Source organism: Paraburkholderia sp. Ac-20336 (assembly GCF_017105025.1).
Taxonomy (GTDB): domain Bacteria; phylum Pseudomonadota; class Gammaproteobacteria; order Burkholderiales; family Burkholderiaceae; genus Paraburkholderia.
The window spans coordinates 1-21,202 of the sequence record NZ_JAAGPS010000106.1; the positions used below are offsets into that span (position 1 = coordinate 1).

General features: G+C 64.7%; 18 protein-coding genes. 14 read left to right on the plus strand and 4 right to left on the minus strand.

Annotated features, from left to right (window positions below):
* From GXB81_RS23720 to GXB81_RS23745, 6 genes are all read left to right on the plus strand, one after another.
* On the plus strand, positions 1 to 397 hold a 397-nt coding region (locus tag GXB81_RS23720; protein ID WP_205990481.1), incomplete at its 5' end, for a laccase domain-containing protein.
* A gap of 660 nt (positions 398 to 1,057) precedes the next feature.
* Positions 1,058 to 2,821 carry a class I poly(R)-hydroxyalkanoic acid synthase gene (phaC, locus tag GXB81_RS23725; protein ID WP_205990482.1) on the plus strand — a complete coding sequence of 588 codons (1,764 nt, stop codon included), beginning with the start codon at positions 1,058 to 1,060 and terminating at the stop codon, positions 2,819 to 2,821.
* 153 nt (positions 2,822 to 2,974) lie between these two features.
* Positions 2,975 to 4,156, plus strand: a complete 1,182-nt coding sequence (locus GXB81_RS23730) for an acetyl-CoA C-acetyltransferase (protein WP_205990483.1) — start codon at positions 2,975 to 2,977, stop codon at positions 4,154 to 4,156.
* A 168-nt stretch (positions 4,157 to 4,324) separates the two neighbouring features.
* Positions 4,325 to 5,065, plus strand: coding sequence for a 3-ketoacyl-ACP reductase (locus tag GXB81_RS23735; RefSeq protein ID WP_167038446.1), 741 nt, complete (start codon positions 4,325 to 4,327; stop codon positions 5,063 to 5,065).
* 132 nt (positions 5,066 to 5,197) lie between these two features.
* On the plus strand, positions 5,198 to 5,806 hold the full coding sequence (gene phaR, locus GXB81_RS23740; protein ID WP_167038444.1) for a polyhydroxyalkanoate synthesis repressor PhaR: 609 nt from the start codon (positions 5,198 to 5,200) through the stop codon (positions 5,804 to 5,806).
* A gap of 662 nt (positions 5,807 to 6,468) precedes the next feature.
* A complete protein-coding gene (locus tag GXB81_RS23745) occupies positions 6,469 to 7,470 on the plus strand; it encodes a tRNA-dihydrouridine synthase (RefSeq protein WP_205990484.1) in 1,002 nt (333 codons plus the stop codon).
* Between the two features lie 298 nt (positions 7,471 to 7,768).
* Here the strand turns inward: GXB81_RS23745 and GXB81_RS23750 are convergent, their stop codons facing one another.
* Positions 7,769 to 8,053 carry a hypothetical protein gene (locus GXB81_RS23750; RefSeq protein WP_205990485.1) on the minus strand — a complete coding sequence of 95 codons (285 nt, stop codon included), beginning with the start codon at positions 8,051 to 8,053 and terminating at the stop codon, positions 7,769 to 7,771.
* 422 nt (positions 8,054 to 8,475) lie between these two features.
* Here GXB81_RS23750 and rimO point away from each other — a divergent pair, with 422 nt between their 5' ends.
* From rimO to GXB81_RS31800, 7 genes are all read left to right on the plus strand, one after another.
* Positions 8,476 to 9,861 carry a 30S ribosomal protein S12 methylthiotransferase RimO gene (rimO, locus tag GXB81_RS23755; RefSeq protein ID WP_167038439.1) on the plus strand — a complete coding sequence of 462 codons (1,386 nt, stop codon included), beginning with the start codon at positions 8,476 to 8,478 and terminating at the stop codon, positions 9,859 to 9,861.
* 3 nt (positions 9,862 to 9,864) lie between these two features.
* Entirely contained in the window at positions 9,865 to 10,809 is a 945-nt protein-coding gene (locus tag GXB81_RS23760) for a sugar kinase (protein ID WP_205990486.1), read from the plus strand.
* A 142-nt stretch (positions 10,810 to 10,951) separates the two neighbouring features.
* The gene (gene bktB / locus GXB81_RS23765) at positions 10,952 to 12,136 is read left to right on the plus strand and encodes a beta-ketothiolase BktB (protein ID WP_167284536.1); all 1,185 of its coding nucleotides are present in this window, start codon (positions 10,952 to 10,954) and stop codon (positions 12,134 to 12,136) included.
* A 102-nt stretch (positions 12,137 to 12,238) separates the two neighbouring features.
* A complete protein-coding gene (locus GXB81_RS23770; protein ID WP_205990497.1) occupies positions 12,239 to 12,889 on the plus strand; it encodes a hypothetical protein in 651 nt (216 codons plus the stop codon).
* A gap of 220 nt (positions 12,890 to 13,109) precedes the next feature.
* Positions 13,110 to 14,294, plus strand: a complete 1,185-nt coding sequence (locus tag GXB81_RS23775; protein WP_205990487.1) for a cystathionine beta-lyase — start codon at positions 13,110 to 13,112, stop codon at positions 14,292 to 14,294.
* Positions 14,295 to 14,488: 194 nt separating this feature from the next.
* Complete coding sequence (locus GXB81_RS23780) at positions 14,489 to 14,947, plus strand: hypothetical protein (RefSeq protein WP_205990488.1); 459 nt, start codon at positions 14,489 to 14,491, stop codon at positions 14,945 to 14,947.
* A gap of 42 nt (positions 14,948 to 14,989) precedes the next feature.
* Positions 14,990 to 15,121 (plus strand): hypothetical protein, encoded by a 132-nt coding sequence (locus tag GXB81_RS31800; RefSeq protein WP_275691476.1) that lies wholly within the window; start codon positions 14,990 to 14,992, stop codon positions 15,119 to 15,121.
* 97 nt (positions 15,122 to 15,218) lie between these two features.
* On the opposite strand, the gene serB is transcribed toward GXB81_RS31800, so the two are convergent.
* Complete coding sequence (serB, locus tag GXB81_RS23785; protein WP_205990489.1) at positions 15,219 to 16,058, minus strand: phosphoserine phosphatase SerB; 840 nt, start codon at positions 16,056 to 16,058, stop codon at positions 15,219 to 15,221.
* A 416-nt stretch (positions 16,059 to 16,474) separates the two neighbouring features.
* Here serB and GXB81_RS23790 point away from each other — a divergent pair, with 416 nt between their 5' ends.
* Positions 16,475 to 17,710, plus strand: coding sequence for a cytochrome P450 (locus GXB81_RS23790; protein ID WP_205990490.1), 1,236 nt, complete (start codon positions 16,475 to 16,477; stop codon positions 17,708 to 17,710).
* A 284-nt stretch (positions 17,711 to 17,994) separates the two neighbouring features.
* Here GXB81_RS23790 and GXB81_RS23795 read toward each other — a convergent pair whose 3' ends face one another.
* Entirely contained in the window at positions 17,995 to 19,680 is a 1,686-nt protein-coding gene (locus GXB81_RS23795; protein ID WP_205990491.1) for an alkaline phosphatase family protein, read from the minus strand.
* A gap of 352 nt (positions 19,681 to 20,032) precedes the next feature.
* Positions 20,033 to 20,995 carry a LysR family transcriptional regulator gene (locus tag GXB81_RS23800; protein WP_205990492.1) on the minus strand — a complete coding sequence of 321 codons (963 nt, stop codon included), beginning with the start codon at positions 20,993 to 20,995 and terminating at the stop codon, positions 20,033 to 20,035.
* Positions 20,996 to 21,202 lie beyond the last annotated feature (207 nt).

Below are 21,202 nucleotides of genomic sequence, written 5' to 3' on the forward strand. Positions count from 1 at the left end.
CGGCATCGTCGAGCAGACCGCGCAGCGCGTCGCGGCGCTCGCGGGCGTGGAAGCGGGCGCGCTGCATGCGTACCTCGGGCCGTCGATCGGGCCGGACGCATTCGAAGTCGGCCCCGACGTGCGCGACGCGTTCATGGATGGCGTCGAGGGCGCGCAGCGCGACGCCACCGCGCATGCGTTCGTCGCGCATCCGGCGAACCCCGGCAAATATCTCGCCGATCTGCCGGCACTCGCGCGCCTGCGTCTGCAAGGCCTCGGCGTCACGCATATCAGCGGCGGCGATCTCTGCACGGTCACGCAACGCGAACGTTTCTATTCGTATCGCCGCGATCGCGAAACCGGCCGCATGGCCGCGCTGATCTGGCTCGACGCTCACGCGCAAGGCCTCGCCGACTGACGCATGCGCCGCGTGTCGAGGCGCGACGTGCGCGCGGCGTCTCGTCAGACGTTTGGCGATCAAGCAATCATTGGGCAACCGCATTGGGCAATCGTTAAGCCATTCATGCATGGGGTCCATGCCGGCATGAAGCCGCGCGCCATGCGGCAGACCTCGTGCGGACGCGGGCGCGAACGCTATCCGCTCGGGACGCCGGGCCATTTTGCTGCGCTGCCGGAAGGTCGGGCGGCAGCGTAAATCGCCGGCGGGAAATGTCCGCGGTCGCAGGTCTCGAGCGCCTTGAAAAGCCATGCGTCGCGGGTGTTTTTTCGATTCGTCGCGACGCCGCCCGGCGGCTCGTCAAAGCGTGATTTGTCACACAGGGAAAACGATAATTAAAAAAGTATCGCACTGCGGCAAAATCGGGAACAAGCATTGACATGCCTTGTGATGGGGAGCAAGAATGTTCCTCCCAAGCTCCTCGTCGTATATGGGACAGGGCGTGACGGATTCGCGAGCAATCGCCATGCGCGCACGAACCTGCCTCTCAACCCGTCCGCAAGGACTTACCGGTCAAAAGCAGGTATGGCTGCCTCTCATTCCTCAGATTCCCACAGCACGGACTCCTCGAAGGAGCAAACGCAGCAGGCCGGTACGAGCGGTGCATCGCCAGCCGCAGGCATGCAGCAGTTTTTCGATGCCTGGATGAACGCGTGGCGTTCGTTCGGCGTGCCGCCCGGCGGTGCGCCATTCCAGGTTCCTCCCGTGCAGATGCCCAACGTCGCGCAGATGGGTTTCCCGCCGATGCCGTCGCTGCCGCCGTTTCCGGCGCTGAACCTTCCTCCCGCCGCGATTCCACCGGAGCGCTTGCAGAAGCTGCAAGCCGACTATTCGCGCGAGGCGATGGAGCTGATCCAGCAGGCCACCACGTCGTCCAGCAAGGCGCCCGAACTCAAGGACCGGCGCTTTAGCGCGGACGCATGGAGCGAGACGCCGGCCTATGCGTTTACCGCCGCGTGGTATCTGCTGAACGCGCGCTATCTGCAGGAGATGGCCGACGCGCTCGACACCGAGCCGAAGATGCGCGAGCGCATCCGCTTCGCGGTCCAGCAGTGGACCGCGGCCGCTTCGCCGAGCAACTTCTTCGCGCTGAATCCCGAAGCGCAGAAAACGCTGCTCGACAGCAAGGGCGAGAGCCTGCGCCAGGGCGTGATGAACCTGCTCGGCGACATGCAGCGCGGCAAGATTTCCCAAACCGACGAATCGCGTTTCGCCGTGGGCGAGAACCTCGCGAACACCGAAGGCTCGGTCGTGTTCGAGAACGATCTGCTGCAGCTGATCCAGTACAAGCCGCGCACGCCGACCGTGCGCGAGCGGCCGCTCCTGATCGTGCCGCCGTGCATCAACAAGTTCTACATTCTCGACCTGCAACCCGAAAACTCGCTCGTCGCGCATGGGCTCGAATCGGGTCACCAGGTGTTCCTGATTTCGTGGCGCAACGCAGATCAATCGGTCGCCAACAAGTCGTGGGACGACTACATCGGCGAGGGCGTGCTGGCCGCGATCGAGACCGTGCGCAAGATCAGCGGCCGCGAGCAGATCAACACGCTCGGCTTCTGCGTCGGCGGCACGATGCTCGCCACCGCGCTCGCGGTGGCCGCGGCGCGCGGCGAACATCCGGCCGCCTCGCTGACGCTGCTCACCGCGATGCTCGACTTCTCCGACACGGGCGTGCTCGACGTGTTCGTCGACGAGGCGCACGTGCAGATGCGCGAGCAGACCATCGGCGGCAAGAACGGTGCGCCGCCGGGACTGATGCGCGGCATCGAGTTCGCCAACACGTTCTCGTTCCTGCGCCCGAACGACCTCGTGTGGAACTACGTGGTCGACAACTACCTGAAGGGCCGCACGCCGGTGCCGTTCGACCTGCTGTACTGGAACAGCGACTCGACGAGTCTGCCGGGGCCGATGTACTGCTGGTATCTGCGCAACACGTACCTCGAGAACAAGCTGCGCGAGCCCGGCGCGTTGACCACCTGCGGCGAGCCGGTCGATCTGTCGAAAATCGATGTGCCGACCTTCATCTACGGTTCGCGCGAAGACCATATCGTGCCGTGGCAAACCGCCTATGCGTCGGTGCCGCTGCTGTCCGGGCCGCTGAAGTTCGTGCTCGGCGCGTCGGGCCACATCGCTGGCGTGATCAATCCGCCCGCGAAGAAAAAGCGCAGCTTCTGGCGCCTCGAAACCGAAGAGAAGATGCTGCCGGAAACCGCCAACGAGTGGTTCGACGCCGCGACCGAAGTGCCCGGCAGCTGGTGGCCCGAATGGACCGCATGGCTCGATCAGCACGGCGGCCGGAAGGTGAAGCCGCGCGCCTCGGCCGGCTCCGACGAGTTCCCGGTGATCGAGCCGGCGCCCGGCCGCTACGTGCGGCAACGGGAATAGGTCCGACGCGCCGTGATGTCGAACACGGCGCGCGGTCGTGCGGTGTGTGGGTGTGGCTGGTCAATGAGCGTCTGGTTAAGGCGTAAGAGCAACGGAATTTTTTAACGTAACGGGCTGCGGCGCAGTTTGCCGAGGTGCCCGGAGGATATGGAAATGACTGATGTTGTGATCGTATCGGCCGCTCGTACTGCAGTGGGCAAGTTTGGTGGGTCGCTGGCCAAGGTTGCCGCGCCTGAACTCGGCGCGTTGGCGGTGCGTGCCGTCCTCGAACGGGCTGGCGTGAAGCCGGACCAGGTGAGCGAAGTGATTCTCGGCCAGGTGCTGACGGCGGGCTCGGGCCAGAACCCCGCGCGTCAATCGGTCATCAAGGCGGGCTTGCCGTCGTCGGTGCCGGGCATGACGATCAACAAGGTGTGCGGCTCGGGCCTGAAGGCTGTGATGCTGGCGGCCAACGCGATCATCGCGGGCGACGCGGACATCGTGGTCGCGGGCGGCCAGGAGAACATGAGCGCCGCGCCGCACGTGCTGCCGGGTTCGCGCGACGGCTTCCGCATGGGCGATGCGAAGCTGATCGACTCGATGATCGTCGACGGCCTGTGGGACGTCTACAACCAGTACCACATGGGCGTGACGGCGGAAAACGTCGCGAAGGAATACGGCATCACGCGCGAAGAGCAGGACGCGTTCGCGGCGCTGTCGCAGAACAAGGCGGAAGCCGCGCAGAAGGCCGGGCGCTTCAACGATGAAATCGTGCCGGTCGAGATTCCGCAGCGCAAGGGCGAGCCGCTGCGCTTCGCCACCGACGAATTCGTGCGCCACGGCGTGACGGCCGAATCGCTCGCGGGTCTGAAGCCGGCCTTCTCGAAGGAAGGCACGGTCACGGCGGCGAACGCGTCGGGTCTGAACGACGGCGCGGCCGCGGTGCTCGTGATGTCGCTGAAGAAGGCCGAAGCGCTCGGTCTCACGCCGCTCGCGTGCATCAAGGCGTATGCGAACGCCGGTATCGATCCGAAGGTGATGGGCATGGGCCCGGTGCCGGCATCGCGCCGTTGTCTCGAGCGCGCGGGCTGGACGCCGGCCGATCTGGACCTGATGGAAATCAACGAAGCGTTCGCCGCGCAGGCACTCGCGGTGCACAAGCAGATGGGCTGGGACACCTCGAAGATCAACGTGAACGGCGGGGCAATCGCGATCGGCCATCCGATCGGCGCGTCCGGCTGCCGGATTCTCGTCACGCTGCTGCACGAAATGCAGAAGCGCGATGCGAAGAAGGGTTTGGCGTCGCTGTGCATCGGCGGCGGCATGGGTGTCGCGCTGGCTGTCGAGCGCGTGTAAGGTATGGCTGGGGTGCGCCGCGCCGGTCCTGCGCGGTGTACCCCGGAACGTGGCTCGCGCCGGTAGTGCGCGTTGCCGGCTGGTCGCCCGGCCGCAGCGGAGAACCAGCATCAGGCGAGACAGGAGGTTGCCGGTCGGCACCTCGAAAACGATAACGGAGTAGGGTTTATGACACAGCGAATTGCGTATGTAACGGGCGGCATGGGCGGCATTGGCACGAGCATCTGCCAGCGTCTGCACAAGGAAGGTTTCAAGGTGATCGCGGGCTGCGGCCCGAATTCGCCGCGCCGCGCGAAGTGGCTCGATGAGCAGAAGGCGCTCGGTTTCGATTTCGTCGCCTCCGAAGGCAACGTCGGCGACTGGGAATCGACCAAGGCCGCGTTCGACAAGGTCAAGGCCGAGGTCGGCGAGATCGACGTGCTGGTCAACAATGCCGGTATCACGCGCGACGTCGTGTTCCGCAAGATGACGCACGAAGACTGGACGGCGGTGATCGACACCAACCTGACGAGCCTTTTCAACGTCACCAAGCAGGTGATCGACGGCATGGTCGAGCGTGGCTTTGGCCGCGTGATCAACATTTCGTCGGTGAACGGCCAGAAGGGCCAGTTCGGCCAGACCAATTATTCGACGGCGAAGGCCGGTATTCACGGCTTCACGATGTCGCTCGCGCAGGAAGTGGCGACCAAGGGCGTGACGGTCAACACCGTGTCGCCGGGCTATATCGGCACCGACATGGTCAAGGCGATCCGCCCCGACGTGCTCGAAAAGATCGTGGCGACGATCCCGGTGCGCCGTCTCGGCCAGCCGGACGAAATCGGCTCGATCGTGGCGTGGCTCGCGTCGGAAGAGTCGGGTTTCTCCACGGGCGCCGATTTTTCGCTCAACGGCGGCTTGCATATGGGTTGAGCCCCCGGCGCGCCGCTCACAAGGCGGCGCGCTTCGGCTCAGAGGGTTCCGCCGGCGTTCCACCTGTGCAATGATCCGATTGCACAGGTGGAACGCCGTTTCCGCGTTTAACTCGAGCTTAAAAGGCGCTACATGACTACTACTACAAAGAAAACGGCCGAACGACTGATAAAGAAATATCCGAATCGTCGGCTTTACGATACCGAGACGAGTACCTACATCACGCTGACCGATGTGAAACAGCTCGTGCTCGATCAGGAGGATTTCAAGGTTATCGATGCCAAAAGCAACGAGGACCTGACGCGAGCCATCCTGTTGCAGATCATTCTCGAAGAGGAGAGCGGCGGCTTGCCGATGTTCTCGTCGTCGATGCTCTCGCAGATCATCCGTTTCTATGGTCATGCGATGCAGGGCATGATGGGCACGTACCTGGAAAAGAACATCCAGGCCTTCATCGACATTCAGGCGAAGCTTGCCGACCAGTCGAAGAATCTCTATGAAGGCAAGGCGATGAACCCCGAAGTCTGGTCGCAGTTCATGAACATGCAGGCACCGATGATGCAGGGCATGATGACCAGCTATATCGAGCAATCGAAGAACATGTTCGTGCAGATGCAGGAGCAGATGCAGAACCAGGCGAAAACGATGTTCGCCACCTTCCCGTTCACGCCCGGTAGCGGGGTCAACGCGAGCAATGCGCCCGCTGCGTCGCAGGACAATCCGGAGCCGGAGAAGAAGTAATAGCGACGAAGTAATGGCGACTCGCGGCGTAAGCGACGCTGCGCCATTGCTGGGGCTCGGGGAGCCGCCGTGGGATGGCAGACAGGTCGGCTTGCGTGGGGCGCGCTCGCGGCATTGAGCGTATCGGCGGGTGCTGGCGGTGGGCCGGTTGCGCGGCGCCGTGCGTGTCGGCGAACGGCGTTCCGGATGAGCGGGATGGGCCTGATGTCGGATCGGCCAGCCCCGACGTCGGCGTCCTTGCGAGCCTTACCCGTTGCGTGGAAGTGCGCGGTGGGCAGCACGGTACAATAGCGGGTTCGCGTGCACGTGGAGTCACGCGGATTAATCACCTGGATTATTTCCGCCGGCGGAGCCGGGCATGCCGTGCGCATGCTTGCATGCTGCTTGTGCGGTCGTTCGTGTGCCCTGTTTGTGCATCGTCGCCCGCGGTTCGACGTTCCGCTGTTCCCGTCGCCCGGTTCGCTCGCGTCTTGAGTTTCGCGCCATTCCTTCTGGTTTGATGAGTCATTCTCCGGCGCGACCGACGTCCTCACCGTTGCCATCGCTTTTTGCCGGACCCGCCCCGTGTTTCAGATCGTTTCCCTTATTGTCTCAATGCCTGCACCCAGGCCGCATCGCTTTGCTTTAGCCGCCGTTGCGCGGGAGTTCATCGAGGCGCTGCGATGAGCCGGCTGTTTCTTGCGCCGATGGAAGGGCTGGCGGACTACCTGCTACGCGACGTGCTGACCGGCACCGGCGGATTCGACGGCTGCGTGTCCGAATTTATCCGCGTGACGGGCACGTTGTTGCCCACGCGCATCTACGAGCGCGAGGCGCCCGAAATCCTGCATGCGAGCGTGACCGCGAGCGGTACGCCGATGGTGATCCAGTTGCTCGGCAGCGATCCGGAATGGATGGCGCGCAATGCCGCGCACGCGGCCACGTTGTCGCCCTATGGCATCGATCTGAACTTCGGCTGTCCCGCCAAGGTCGTCAATCGGCATGGCGGCGGCGCGATGCTGCTCGCGGACCCGAAGCAATTGAACGGGATCGTGTCGGCGGTGCGCGCGGCAGTGCCGGCCGGGATCGCGGTGACCGCGAAAATGCGCCTTGGCGTTTCCGATACGTCGCGGGCGATCGATTGCGCGCAGGCGCTCGCGGAAGGCGGCGCGGCGTCGCTGGTCGTGCATGCGCGCACGCGCGACGATGGCTACCGGCCGCCCGCGCACTGGGAGTGGATCGCGCGTATCGATGATGCCGTCGACGTGCCCGTCATCGCGAACGGCGACGTCTGGAGCGTCGCGGACTGGGCGCGTTGCCGTGCCGTGAGCGGTTGTGCGGACGTGATGATCGGACGCGGCGCCGTATCGGACCCGTTCCTCGCGCGACGGATTCGCGGATTGATGGACCCGTCCCCGTCGGCTGGCGAGTGGTGCGACGTGCTGCGCTCCATGGCCGGCTATCTGACGAAGCTGCAGGCGCGCGGCACGTTGCGCCACGAGCATGGCCGCGTCAAGCAATGGCTCAGCTATCTGCGGCGCACCTGGCCGCAAGCCGCCGAATTGCACGAGACGATCCGGCGCATGCAGGATTCCCGCGAGATTTTTGCGGTGATCGGGCAGGCGTTGGCGTGTGAGGGCGCGGTGATGGCGTCCGGATACGAAACGGTTGATGGTTGCGTGTGACGGGGAGTTGACTGCCGACTGGTCTGGGCGCGACTGCCATCACACTTTAGTGGCTGCGTTTCGGGATCTCGATGATTGTCGGGCCGGCGAGCTTGTACGTGTCTTTATGGGTGGGTGGATACGTGTGTGCCTGGCTTTGCCGGTGGGATTCGCATCCCGACTGTGCGTGCCGGTGCGTCATCGATCACGCCTTGCATTCGTTGCGAACTGCCTGGACGCAGCGCGCCGAAGTACGCTCGATCTTTCGCGCAGCGCAGCATCGGGACGACGACGGAGTACCTCACGATCTTTAAGCCGGTTAATTGTCGGTGGGGGGCGGTTGTGTGTTTTGCGTGGCAGTAATAAGCGGCGATAAAGACGGTTGCCCCAGCGCGAGTAGCAGGAGACTTGCAAGGCCGAGCGTGCGCGCGAATTCGTCATCCAGTTGATTGCCTTGATCGGTAATCGACATCGGCACAACGAGCTCCTGGTTTGTCAGCTTGATCGCAGCATCCTTGGGGACTGCCGAGATGCAGATTGATTTATTCGCTTCGTCATAAGTAATGACCACACCACGGGGCGGCATCTGCTTTTTTATCGGCATCGTTACATTCCTTTTAGCGTGCAGCTCCGATGAGTTCCAACCTTGAATTCGATCGCCATCCGCCGTCCATACCCAAGTCAAATCAGCGGGCAAACCTATCATGGCGTCGAATCACGTATGACAAAAGAATGAATCCCTGAAACCACTGCGCACGCCGCAATACCCGCCGGCAGCCGCAGGAACACACCATGCCGCGAGTGAGAGCATCTCGCAACATCGTGGACTACCGTCAACGAAAGCCGGCAGAAACCACCGAAGATCGATCGCGGACGAATCGGCCCGTACGTAGCCGTGCTTCGCCGTGTCACGCGCCGCAGGTTCGAGCGGCGCGGCTGCCTGTTGTCAGCCACCTGTTTTTGGATCGGGGAACCACAAATAGCTGTAAACTCTCGTCTTTGCTGCCATTCCAAGATTCCCCTCACATGTCCAAGCTGCACAGCGTCAACCCGTCCGAGCCGCCTCGCGTGGGCTTCGTATCCCTCGGGTGCCCCAAAGCCCTCGTCGATTCCGAGCAGATCATCACCCAGCTGCGCGCCGAAGGTTATGAAATCTCCGGCACCTACGACGGCGCGGACCTCGTGGTCGTCAACACCTGCGGTTTCATCGACGAAGCCGTGCAGGAAAGCCTCGACGCGATCGGCGAAGCGCTTAGCGAAAACGGCAAGGTCATCGTGACCGGCTGCCTCGGCGCGAAAAAGAGCGCGAGCGGCTCGGGGCTGATCGAGGAAGTGCATCCGAAGGTGCTGGCCGTGACCGGTCCGCACGCGGTCGGCGAAGTGATGCAGGCGGTCCACAACCATCTGCCGAAGCCGCACGATCCGTTCGTCGATCTCGTGCCGGCCGCGGGCGTCAAGCTCACGCCGCGCCACTACGCCTACCTGAAGATTTCCGAGGGCTGCAATCACCGCTGCACGTTCTGCATCATCCCGTCGATGCGCGGCGATCTCGTGTCGCGCCCGGTCGCCGAGGTCATGCTCGAAGCGGAAAACCTGTTCAAGTCCGGCGTCAAGGAACTGCTCGTCATCTCGCAGGACACGAGCGCCTATGGCGTCGACGTCAAATATCGCACCGGCTTCTGGAACGGCAAGCCGATCAAGACGCGCATGACCGACCTCGTCGGCGCGCTCGGCGAACTCGCCGCGCAATACGGCGCGTGGGTGCGTCTGCATTACGTGTATCCGTACCCGAGCGTCGACGAAGTGATTCCGATGATGGCCGAAGGTCCGTACAAGGGCCACGTGCTGCCGTATCTCGACGTGCCGTTCCAGCACGCGCATCCCGAAGTGTTGAAGCGCATGAAGCGTCCGGCCAATGCCGAGAAGGTCATGGAGCGCGTCAAGGCGTGGCGCGAAATCTGCCCGGACCTGACGATCCGCAGCACGTTTATCGCGGGCTTCCCCGGCGAGACCGAGGCGCAGTTCGAGACGCTGCTCGATTTCATCCGCGAGGCGGAACTCGATCGCGTGGGCTGCTTTGCTTACTCGCCGGTCGAAGGCGCGAGCGCCAACGAACTCGACGGCGCACTGCCCGACGAAGTGCGCGAGGAGCGCCGCGCGCGCTTCATGGAAGTGGCCGAGCAGGTGTCGGCCAAACGCATCGCGAAGAAGGTCGGCAAGACGCTGAAGGTGCTCGTCGACGAAATCAACGCCGACGGCGGCATCGGCCGTACCGCGGCGGATGCGCCGGAAATCGACGGCGTCGTCTATATCGCGCCGACCACCAAGGCGTCGAAGCGCTACAAGGTCGGCGATTTCGTCTCGGTGAAGATCACCGGCGCCGACGGTCACGATCTGTGGGGCGAGGTCTGAGCGATGACGGCGAACATGGCGGCAAATCGGACACCGGAGATCCTCGCGCTCGGCGAGGCGATGATCGAATTCAACCAGTCGGCGAAGGATCAGCCGAACTATCTGCAAGGCTTCGGCGGCGACACCTCGAACTTCTGCATCGCGGCGTCGCGCCAGGGCGCGAAGACCGGCTTCGTGTCGGCGGTCGGTGCCGATCACTTCGGGCGCCTGCTCGTCGATCTGTGGCAGCGCGAGCAGGTCGACACCGCGTTCGTGCGCGTCGATCCGCAGGCGCCGACCGGCGTCTATTTCGTGTCCCACGGTCCGAACGGCCACGCGTTCGACTATCTGCGCGCGGGCTCGGCGGCGAGCCGCTATGCGCCGGCCGATCTGCCGCGCGAGGCGCTTGCGGCGGCCAAGGTCGTGCATCTGTCCGGCATCAGTCTCGCGATCAGCGTGAGCGCCTGCGACGCCGCGCTCGAAGCGATCGCATATGCGCGCGCGAACGGTGGTGCGCGCGTGAGCTTCGACACGAATCTGCGCCTGAAGCTGTGGCCGCTCGCGCGGGCGCGCGCGGTGATGCTCGAGGCGATCCGTCAGACCGACATCTGCCTGCCGAGCTGGGATGACGTGACCGAACTCACGGGCCTGACGGGCCGCGACGAGATCGTCGATTTCCTGCTGTCGCACGGGCCAAGCGTCGTTGCGCTGAAGCTCGGCAAGGACGGCTCGTATATCGCGACGCCGAACGAGCGGCGCGTCGTGCCGGGGCACGTCGTCAATGCGGTCGATGCGACCGGCGCGGGCGACTGCTTCGGCGGCGCGTTCATCGCGCGCATCGTCGCCGGCGACGATGCGTTTGCCGCCGCGCGTTATGCGAACGTCGCCGCGGCGTTGTCGACGCAAGGTTATGGCGCGGTCGCGCCGATTCCGTCGCGTGAGGCGGTGGAGAAGCTGCTGGCGGGTTGAGCATCACGAAGCCGCGGGGGGGCCGCGAGCGCCATGTGCGGCGTCGCGCGGCAGGCGGCACCTGATGCCGCAAGCGAGGCAGTAAGCGAGGCGACAAGCGAGGCAGCAGAATCATTCGAAGAGACCGGAACAGGAGCGAGCGATGCAACGGGACGTAGTGGTGGTAAGCGGCGTGCGCACGGCAATCGGCGCGTTCGGCGGCAGCCTCAAGGACTTTGCGCCGACCGATCTCGGCGCGCGCGTCGTGCGCGAGGTGCTTGAACGTGCGAGCGTGTCGGGCGACGAAGTCGGGCACGTCGTGTTCGGCAATGTTGTGCACACCGAGGCGAAGGACATGTACCTCGCGCGCGTCGCGGCGCTCAACGGCGGCGTCGCGCAGCACACGCCCGCGCTGACCGTGAACCGCCTGTGCGGCTCGGGCCTGCAGGCGATCGTCTCGGCCGCGCAAAGCGTGCTGCTCGGCGACGCCGACATCGCGATCGGCGGCGGCGCGGAGAACATGAGCCGCGCGCCGTACTCGATGCCGGCCGCGCGCTTCGGGCAGCGCATGGGCGACGCGCGCCTCGTCGACATGATGGTCGGCGCGCTCAACGATCCGTTCCAGTCGATCCATATGGGCGTGACGGCCGAGAACGTCGCGCGCCAGTACGACATCTCGCGCGACGCGCAGGACGCGCTTGCGCTCGAATCGCACCGCCGCGCGGCGCACGCGATCACGAACGGCTACTTCAGGGAACAGATCCTGCCGATCACGATTCCCTCGAGGAAGGGCGACGTCGTGTTCGACACCGACGAGCACACGCGGATGAACGCATTGGCGGAAGACTTCGCGAAGCTGAAGCCGGTGTTCGCAAAGGAAAACGGCACGGTGACGGCCGGCAACGCGTCGGGCATCAACGACGCGGCGGCCGCCGTCGTGCTGATGGAGCGTGGCATCGCCGAGAAGCGCGGCGTGAAGCCGCTGGCGCGGCTCGTGTCGTATGCGCATGCGGGCGTCGATCCGGCGTATATGGGCATCGGGCCGGTGCCGGCGAGCCGCAAGGCGCTCGAACGCGCGGGCCTTACCGTCGCCGATCTCGACGTGATCGAGGCCAACGAGGCGTTCGCCGCGCAGGCCTGCGCGGTCAGCAAGGAGCTCGGATTCGATCCGGCCAGGGTCAATCCGAACGGCTCGGGCATTTCGCTCGGCCATCCGATCGGCGCGACCGGTGCGTTGATTACCGTCAAGGCGTTGTATGAATTGCAGCGTATCGGCGGGCGCTATGCGCTCGTCACGATGTGCATCGGCGGCGGGCAGGGGATCGCGGCGATCTTCGAGCGTCTCTGAGGTCGAGCGGCACGCCGTCGCCGGCAGGGTAGGAAGCAGGATCAGGCAACAAGGATGAAAAGGATGCGGGAATCGAAAGCGACGCAGGGCTCGCCAGCGAGCATGTCGAGGGATAGCGCGGCGCGCACGGCAAGACGCGCGCCGCGGCAACGCGCGAGGGTGATCGCGGCAGTGGCCGCGCTGCTGTGTGCGGGCACGGTGCTGTGGATGCCGTCGCAGGCATGGGCCGAGAGCGATGCGGTCAAGGCACTGGCGCCGCCGCCGCCGATCTCGTTGCCGCTCAAACCGAGCCCGGAGTTCGCGAAGTTTCCGCGTTATGCCGGCACGCTCGGCAAGCGTCCGATCGTGCTGCGGCTCGGCCCGAAGACCGATGATCCGTCCGGCGTGCACGGCGAGTATCAGTACGGCGATACCGGCGAGGTGATCCTGATCGCCGGCGACCGCACCGATGACACGCTCGAAGTCGAGGAGTCGAACGACGGCACGCATATCACCGGCAACTGGGTCGGCAAGTTCGGCGCGGATGGGGCGCTCGAAGGCGAGCGCATGAATGTCGACGATTCCGATCCGCAGCCGTTCGATCTGAAGCCGCTGGCGGCGGGGCAGGCGGTGCCGGTGGCGGGGGCGGGTGTAGCCAATGCGGCCGCGCCGAAGCCGGCTACCGTGCCGCAGCCTGCGGCGAACGGTGCGCCCGCGCCGGCTGCGGGTGGTCATGCGGTCGGCGGCGTCAGCAACCTGCAAACCGGCGATTGATGTTGCCGTTGGCCCTGTTGCCGGACGTGTGCGGTATAGGCAGCCTATGTCGCGTAGGCTGCTCGGGCCGCCTCGGCCGCTCACCCCGCGCACGCGGCTCGCATCGCGCGTCCGACGCGAGCCGCTTGGCGTGTCCGGGCTCGCGTAGCCGACGCACCGCACGCAACGGCGCGGCCGTCGCATTGACCCGGCATTCCCCGTTTTCTCACCGAACTTCACCATGACCCGATCCAAACTCAAACGCGGTCTGCAAACCCGCACGGTGCGCGCCGAGGACCGTATCACGCCGGGCTTCGAGTCGTTCTCGACGCCGGTCACGCGAGCGTCGACGGTGGTGTTTCCCGATCTCGCGACGATGCGCGCGCTCGACTGGAAAAACGACGAGCAATGGCGCTACGGCCTGCACGCGACGCCGACGCAGATCGCGCTCGCGCAGCGGCTCGCCGCGATCGAGGGTGGCAATCATGCGCTGTTGCAGCCGTCGGGGTTGTCGTCGATTTCGAACGTGTACTTCGGTCTCTTGAAGGCCGGCGACGACGTGCTGATTCCCGACAACGTCTATTCGCCGAACCGCGATCACGGCGACTGGCTCGCGCGCGATTTCGGCGTGACGGCGCGCTACTACGATCCGCTGATCGGCGCGGGCATCGCCGGTCTGATCCAGCCGAACACGCGCCTGATCTGGATCGAGGCGCCCGGCTCGGTGACGATGGAAGTGCCCGACGTGCCGGCCATCACGGCGGCGGCGCGCGCGCGCAACGTCGTCACCGCGATCGACAACACGTGGTCCGCGGGGCTCGCCTTCCGGCCGTTCGATCACGGCGTCGACATCTCGGTGCAGGCCCTGACGAAGTACCAGTCGGGCGGCGGCGACGTGCTGATGGGCGCGACGATCACACGCGAGCGCGAACTGCACCTGAAGCTGAAGGCGGCGCGCATGCGCATGGGCATCGGCGTTTCGTCCGACGACTGCTCGCTGATTCTGCGCAGCCTGCCGAGCATGCAACTGCGTTTCGCGCAGCATGACCGCGCGGCGCTCGCGATCGCCACGTGGCTGAAGAGCCGGCCGGAAATCGCCGCGGTGCTGCATCCCGCGTTCGCCGATTGTCCGGGACACGAGGCGTTCAAGCGCGATTTCACGGGCGCGGGCGGCCTGTTCTCGGTCGTGTTCGACGAACGCTACAGCGCGGCTCGGATCGACACGTTCTGCGAGTCGCTCGAACTCTTTTCGCTCGGCTGGAGCTGGGGCGGCGCACATAGTCTCGCGATGCCGTACGACATCGTGTCGATGCGCACGGCGGCGCAATGGCCGCATCGCGGCACGCTGGTGCGCTTCTATATCGGCCTCGAGGAAGAAGCGGATTTGCGCGCGGACATCGAACAGAGTCTTGCGGCGCTGGCTTGACGCGCCAGGGATTGATTCGCCGCGGCTACGCTTGAGAAACCCGCCGGGATATCTTTCCCGGCGGGTTTTTTTATTGGCGCAGACTCGCTCGAACGGGACAGCAAGCCTGACCATTCGGCCGAATGGCCGACGCCTTGCGGCGCCGCTACGATGATGTGCATTCCGATCAACGATTGCGGCGCGCGTGAGGTTCGATGAATCTTTTCTTCTGGATGTTGCTGAATCTTGCCGTGCCGATCGCGGGCCCGCTCTTCACGCTTGCGCTCGTCGCGCCCGCGTATGGCTGGCGCGTTTCGTGGCGATTGATTGCGGCGTCGGTGAAGGACGGGCAACTGTTCTGGTGTGCGATTGGATTGTGTGCCGCCGCGATCTACGAGGCGGTGGCGGCATTGGAGCAGGGCAGTCGGGAAACGTCGCTGCTTGCGCTCGGGATTGTCGGGTTTTGCGGGCTGGCGTTCGTGGGTTCCATGGTTGTGACGTCGAGCTTGCTCAAGGCGTGGCACGACGGTTCGGGCACAACGAAGGGTCACGCGCAGAGGGCGCATGCGGATGGCAGATTCTCGCGTGTCGCGATAGGCGCATCGATTGCCATGACCTGGCTGGTGGCCCTTCTATTCGCATTCCTGCACATGCACCTGAATCACTTTTTTTAGATAGTGCAGCGTTTATACTGATTCCTTCTTGTGGAGGAACTGATGAAGCAATTTATCTTGTCCTTGGGATCGGACAAAAATCATGAGCGCATCGTAAAAGGAGGGCTGATCGTCAGCATCCTGATTTCCATCGTCATGTTTGTGGCGTTCCTGCCCGGCACCTTCAGCAGATAACCCTGTGGCCTGCCCGGCTTGTTAGCGCGGTGGCTGGTGTCCCGACGCGCTACCGCAACCGCAATGCAACCCCAAACACAGCCTCAACGCATCCGCCTCAAAACAGCCGCAGCAAGCCATCCAGCCCAACCCAATTGAACGACACGCTCGCGGCTTCGCGCACCACCGGCTTCGCGCGGAACGCAACGGAGAGTCCCGCTTCGGCCATCATCTTCAGGTCGTTCGAGCCGTCGCCCATCGCAATCGCGCGGGACGGTTCGATGCCGAGCGTCGCGCAGGTCTCGCGCAGCGTGCGCGCTTTGACATCGGCATTGACGATCTCGCCGAGCACCTTGCCGGTCAGCTTGCCGTCGACGATTTCCAGCGTGTTCGCGCGCGTGAAATCGAGGCCGAGGCGTGCCTTGAGTTTTTCGGTGAAGAACGTGAAGCCGCCCGAGACGAGCAGCGTTTTCAGACCGGCCTGCTTCGCGCCGGCAAGCATCGTTTCGGCGCCCGGCGACAGTTGCAGCCGCTCCTCGTAAACACGTTCGAGCGCGCTCGCGTCGAGCCCTTTCAGCAGAGCGACGCGGCGCGTCAGGCTTTCGTTGAAGTCCTTGATCTCGCCGCGCATCGATGCCTCGGTAATGGCCGCGACCTCGGCCTTGAGCCCGCAGAAGTCGGCGATTTCGTCGATGCATTCGATCGTAATCAGCGTCGAGTCCATGTCCATCGCGACGAGGCCGAAGTCGCGCAACGCGCGGCCGGCGTCGACGAACGCGTAATCGAGCCGATGTGTCTGACAATACACCTCGATGTCGGCGCGCTGAGAAAGGTGCGCATTGGCGATGCGAATGGCGTGCGCGTCGACGATGGTAGCCTGCGAGCCGCGCGCGAGCGCGACGAGCGTTTTGTGGTGGTCGGCGGAGAAGGGCGCGGTGCTTTGAATGACGAGGTTCATGGACGACCGGTGACGCGAATAGATGGACGAATCAGTGGACGCGCGGCGCGCGCGGAAAATCCCGCTATTGTAGCGGTTCCGCGCGCGGCGCCGTCGCATGCGGCAGTCCGGCCGGCGTGCAATCTGGTAGCGCGCGGTTCATACTGGCGCATCGAGCGCATGCACCGAAGCGACTGCACCTGGCCGTTGTGTCAGGGCGAAAGCGAATCGCGACGTGCGGCGATTGGCGCACGAAGCCGCTGCAACCAGTCGGACCAGGGTCGCGGCGGTGTATTGACGAATTGCGACGAATTGCGATGAATCGCGACGAATCCTGACGAGTCACCACGAATCGCGACGCACAACGCAATATCGCGACGTATCGGTGCGAGCCGCATCAACCGGGGCGCAACAAGGCGCCTTCACGGAGACAACGCATGACCCAGGCGACCGCCAGCGACGCAGCCTCTCTTGCCCGCGACTTCGATCTGCGCCATCTGAGCCCGGCGTTTTATGCCGATCCCTATCCGGTCTACCACGCGCTACGCACTTGCGAGCCGGTCAAGCGCATGCCGGACGGTTCGCTCTTTCTGACGCGCTTTCGCGACGTGCAGGCGGTCTACCGCGATCCGAAGACCTTCAGCTCCGACAAGACCGTCGAGTTCCGCCCGAAGTACGGCGATTCGCCGCTCTATGCGCATCACACGACGAGTCTCGTGTTCAACGATCCGCCGCGTCATACGCGGGTGCGCAAGCTGATCGCCGGCGCATTGACCGCGCGCGCGATCGCGGCGATGGAGCCGGGGCTGATCCGGCTCGTCGACAGCTTGCTCGATGCGGCCGCGCAGCGCGGGCGCATCGATCTGATCGGCGAGTTCGCCTCGGCGATTCCGGTCGAGATCATCGGCAATCTGCTCGACGTGCCGCATGCCGAACGCGCGCCGCTGCGCGACTGGTCGCTCGCGATACTCGGCGCGCTCGAACCGTCGCTGATCGAGGCGCAGTTCGAGCGCGGCAACCGCGCGGTCAGCGAGTTCGTCGACTATCTGCGCGGACTCGTCGCGCGACGCCGCCGCGAGCCGGGCGATCCGCAGCACGATGTGCTGACGCGGCTGATTCAGGGCGAGGGACCGGGTGAACAGTTGTCGGAAGCGGAGTTGCTGCAGAACTGTATTTTCATTCTCAACGCCGGGCACGAGACGACCACGAACCTGATCGGCAACGGTCTCGTCACGCTGACCGAATGGCCCGACGCGCGCGCCGCGTTGCTGCGCGAGCCGGCGCTGATCGATACGGCGATCGAGGAGTGCCTGCGCTTCGAGAGTTCCAACCAGCTCGGCAACCGTATGAGCACCACGGACACCGAAATCGGCGGCGTCGCGGTCGCGCGCGGTACGCCGGTCACGCTGTGCATCGGCGCGGCCAATCGCGATCCCGAGCAGTTTGCCGAACCGGATCGCTTCGATATTCGCCGCGACCCGAACCGGCATCTCGCGTTCGGCTTCGGTATTCACCAGTGTGCGGGTTTGTCGCTCGCGCGGCTCGAGGCGCGCATCGCGATCGGGCGCTTCGTGCAGCGCTTTCCCGACTATCGGCTCGACGGTGTGCCGACGCGCGGCGGGCGCGTGCGGTTTCGCGGTTTCGCGGCGGTGCCGGTCGAACTGGAGCCGTGATGCGCGGTGTGGCGTGACGGGGCGCGAGCCGCGGAGCAATCCGCGAAATGTCGGCAAGCAGGTGTGAGAGGACTTCGAACGCGAACTTCGGGACACCGGCCGCGCTCGTACTTCAGGTGCTTCAGGTGCTTCAGGTGCTTCAGGTGCTTCAGGTGCTTCAGGTGCTTCAGGTGCTTCAGGTGCTCCAACTCGCGGCACGCCGCAACCGATTCCCCACCAGGCACCACACATAATCAGGCCCGGCACTTCGCGAAAAGCACCGGGCCGAGGCGCACTACGGCGTATTACTTATCGTCTCTCTCGTCACCCTGCTTCAGGTGAAGCCCCGGCAGCGTCCGCGTGCTTTCGGCAACCACTGCATGCAGCAGGCGCGGATCGAGGTCGAGCGCCGCGAGGATGGTCGGCGCGACCTGCGTCGTCAGCACGCGCTCGTCGATCTGGCGACCGGCGCCATGCATTCCCGGGTAGCCGATGACGAGGCCGAGGTGGCTGTCGTCCGGTGCGTTGCCGCCGTGCTCTTCATCCTTCGCCGTGCTCGACGTGTAGATCACGCCCGGATTCGGCTGCACGATGATGTCGGGCGTACGGCCTTGCGCCGGATCGCCGAAGCGCGCCGCCAGTTGCTTGCCGGACAGGATGTAAGCCTGCGGACCGTCCGCGCAGATGCCGGGCGCATTGCACGACAGATTCTGCTCGAGCGTCTGGATCACGGCGTTGCGCTGCGATTGATCGCGCAGCCAGATCAGGCCCACGTCGTCGGTCTGCACCATGCCGGTGTCGACGAGACCCGTGCCGTCGTTCAGGTTGCCGCTTTTCGTACTGTTCTGGCCGAAGTTGCCGTTCGGGTCGAGGTAGTTGTTCGCTTCAAGCAGCTTCGACAGCGTGTCCCCGTTCTTCACGAGCTTCGTATGATCGGTCGGCGACTGGCCGTGCTTGGCCGTCACGATGACGAGCGTCGACTTGTACAGGTTCTGCTGCTTGAGCGCTGCCACCACGCGGCCGAGCGAATTGTCGATATAGCCGATCGCGCCGGCCACCTGCGTACCCGGCGTGAAACTGGCATCGAGATAGCCGCCGCCGCTGGCTACCGTGGCCTTTTGCGCAACGCTCAGCGTCTGGAAGTTCGCGCCGAACACCGTCGGCACCGGTTCGTTGTGCGTACCCGTCGAGTCCATGCCGCCGATCTGGTTGATGAGCGCCTGTACGTGGTAGTCGTCGAACTTCTCGGTGTGCGTATACGTGTCGAGGTAGTACGTGTTCGTCGCAGGGTCGATCGAATTGATCTCGGTGCGGGCCAGGTCGTCCACGCCATGGCCCGACGGTCCGTTCAGCCAGTCGTAGCCCCATGCGTGCTTGTCGGCCCATGCGGTGCGCGCACCGTGCATGCCCTGCTTGACCGCCTCGAAGACCGTGTTCGTCTTGACGTAGTTGTGCGGATAGACCGGCACGCATTGGCCGTTGACGAGCGCGTGCGGAATGGCTTGCGGATTGAATGCGCCGCCGCCGTCGAGGTGCGTGAGCGGGCCGCCGTTCTCGCCGTCGATGCCGGTGGTTTCGTCGAACACGACGTTCCAGCCCTGCTTGCCGGTGCAGCTCGTGTCGCTCGGCGAGTACAGCGTGCGGTCGTAGGACACGTCATAGAAGAGGCCGGCGGACTTCGGCGAGCCGCCCGTGACGAGTGCGGCGAGGCCCGGGAACGAATCGGAGAGGCCCGGCGTGTAGGCGTTCGTGTAGGTGACGCCCGATTTGGCGAGGAGCGCGATATTCGGGCAGGTATTGCCGGCGATGCAGCGCGCGACGTCCTGTTCGTGCAAGCCGTCGAAGCTGATGAGCAGAACATGCTTGACGCCCGCGTCTCCTTCGCCATGGTCATGGTCGTGGGCCTGGGCGGGCGAGAAGGCGCCGCTCAATGCAAGCACGCCCGCGCTGAGCGCCGTCAGACCAGTCGACCATTTTTTTATTGCTTTCATCGTTCACCTCGTTTGCTGGTTGGGGGAAGTCCTGTGAAGCGCGGTGAATGTTGCAAGCGTATTGCGGCGGAGCGATGAACGCGAACTTTCAATTACACAATGTTACGAGTGGGGGCGTCGCGAGATTGGCAGGCTGATTGGGCAAGCTGACGGGGCGATGCAGGTCGTTGGCATATGGCGCGTTGTGATCGAGTACGTCAAGCCTGCGGCGTAGCCGATGTAGTGGTTTGGCGGTTGACAGTCCTGACGAATCGCTTCGCTTCTGCAGGGACCCGGTAACAACCCGGTAGCGTTCCGGTAGCGACTCGGCAGAACCCACACGGCCGCTTCGCTCGCACCTCAGCCCCACGCCTTAACCTCGCTCATCCGGCTCGCGATCCCAATACGGCGGATCGCCGAAATGTGCGGCGAGAAAGTCGATGAACGCGAGCGTCTTCGGCGGCACGAATGCACGGCTCGGATACACGGCCCAGATCGCGACGTCGTCGGCGAGCGGATAGCTGTCGAGCACGCTGACCAGCGCGCCGCTGCGCAGATACGGCGCGACGTCCCATGTCGATTTGAGCGCGATGCCGAAGCCGGCGAGCAGCGCGTCGCGGATCACCTCGCCGTTGTCGGTCGCGAGGCGTCCGCCGACCCGCACGTCGAGTGTGCCGGCCGGCGTCACGAAGCTCCAGTCGCGCTGATCCGACAGGATGATGCACTCGTGCCGCGCGAGGTCCGACGGATGATGCGGCGTGCCATGCGCGGCGAGATACGCGGGCGCGGCGCACAGCACGCGGCGGTTCGCCGCGAGGCGCCGTGCGACCAGCGACGAATCCTTGAGCGCGCCGACCCGGATTGCGACGTCGATGCCCGCGTCGACGAGATCGACGAGTTGATCGGTCATCCGCAAATCGAGGCTCACGCCCGGATAGCGGCGCAGAAATTCGCTGACGACCGGCGACACATGCTGGCGCCCGAACGACGAGGACATCGTCACGCGCAGGCGGCCTTGCGGTTCGGTCTGCGCGCGGCCCACCGAGGCGCGCGCGGCAGCGGCCGCGTCGAGCAGCGCCTCGGCGCGCGTCATGAACACTTCGCCGTCCTGGGTGAGGCTGATGCGGCGCGTGGTCCGATGCAGCAGGCGCGCGCCGAGCAGTTTTTCGAGCTGTGCGATGCGCGAGCTCGCGACCGCCGCCGACAGGCCGAACTCGCGCCCGGCCGCCGACACGTTCGCCAGCAGAGCCGCGCGCACGAACAGCGCGACGTCGAGCAGATCGAGCCGCGCGCGCTCGCCGGGCAGCGCCCGGTCAGTGGAAGTTGGGGTATTCATTATTCTGAAAATCAAAAAAATGTTTCAGTCATTATGACTGTTTTATCAGAATAAGAACCCGCCTACGATGACGCTCATGGATTCGGCAGTGACGGCACGCGGTGCGAAACACGAAACGCAGCGGCGGCCGGTTCCTGTCCTCACCGAAGCCGAATCAGAACCCCAACCTCACTTCATTTCACTTCACTCACTTCAACCGAACCCCCG

Coding starts and splice junctions, on each gene's coding strand:
- phaR (WP_167038444.1), top strand. CDS start 5,198: ATGACTACTACTACAAAGAAAACGGCCGAACGACTGATAAAGAAATAT.
- rimO (WP_167038439.1), top strand. CDS start 8,476: ATGTCCAAGCTGCACAGCGTCAACCCGTCCGAGCCGCCTCGCGTGGGC.
- GXB81_RS23730 (WP_205990483.1), top strand. CDS start 2,975: ATGACTGATGTTGTGATCGTATCGGCCGCTCGTACTGCAGTGGGCAAG.
- GXB81_RS23780 (WP_205990488.1), top strand. CDS start 14,489: ATGAATCTTTTCTTCTGGATGTTGCTGAATCTTGCCGTGCCGATCGCG.
- GXB81_RS23790 (WP_205990490.1), top strand. CDS start 16,475: ATGACCCAGGCGACCGCCAGCGACGCAGCCTCTCTTGCCCGCGACTTC.
- GXB81_RS23760 (WP_205990486.1), top strand. CDS start 9,865: ATGACGGCGAACATGGCGGCAAATCGGACACCGGAGATCCTCGCGCTC.
- GXB81_RS23800 (WP_205990492.1), bottom strand. CDS start 20,995: ATGAATACCCCAACTTCCACTGACCGGGCGCTGCCCGGCGAGCGCGCG.
- GXB81_RS23750 (WP_205990485.1), bottom strand. CDS start 8,053: ATGCCGATAAAAAAGCAGATGCCGCCCCGTGGTGTGGTCATTACTTAT.
- GXB81_RS23745 (WP_205990484.1), top strand. CDS start 6,469: ATGAGCCGGCTGTTTCTTGCGCCGATGGAAGGGCTGGCGGACTACCTG.
- GXB81_RS23795 (WP_205990491.1), bottom strand. CDS start 19,680: ATGAAAGCAATAAAAAAATGGTCGACTGGTCTGACGGCGCTCAGCGCG.
- GXB81_RS23775 (WP_205990487.1), top strand. CDS start 13,110: ATGACCCGATCCAAACTCAAACGCGGTCTGCAAACCCGCACGGTGCGC.
- phaC (WP_205990482.1), top strand. CDS start 1,058: ATGCAGCAGTTTTTCGATGCCTGGATGAACGCGTGGCGTTCGTTCGGC.
- GXB81_RS31800 (WP_275691476.1), top strand. CDS start 14,990: ATGAAGCAATTTATCTTGTCCTTGGGATCGGACAAAAATCATGAGCGC.
- bktB (WP_167284536.1), top strand. CDS start 10,952: ATGCAACGGGACGTAGTGGTGGTAAGCGGCGTGCGCACGGCAATCGGC.
- GXB81_RS23735 (WP_167038446.1), top strand. CDS start 4,325: ATGACACAGCGAATTGCGTATGTAACGGGCGGCATGGGCGGCATTGGC.
- serB (WP_205990489.1), bottom strand. CDS start 16,058: ATGAACCTCGTCATTCAAAGCACCGCGCCCTTCTCCGCCGACCACCAC.
- GXB81_RS23770 (WP_205990497.1), top strand. CDS start 12,239: ATGTCGAGGGATAGCGCGGCGCGCACGGCAAGACGCGCGCCGCGGCAA.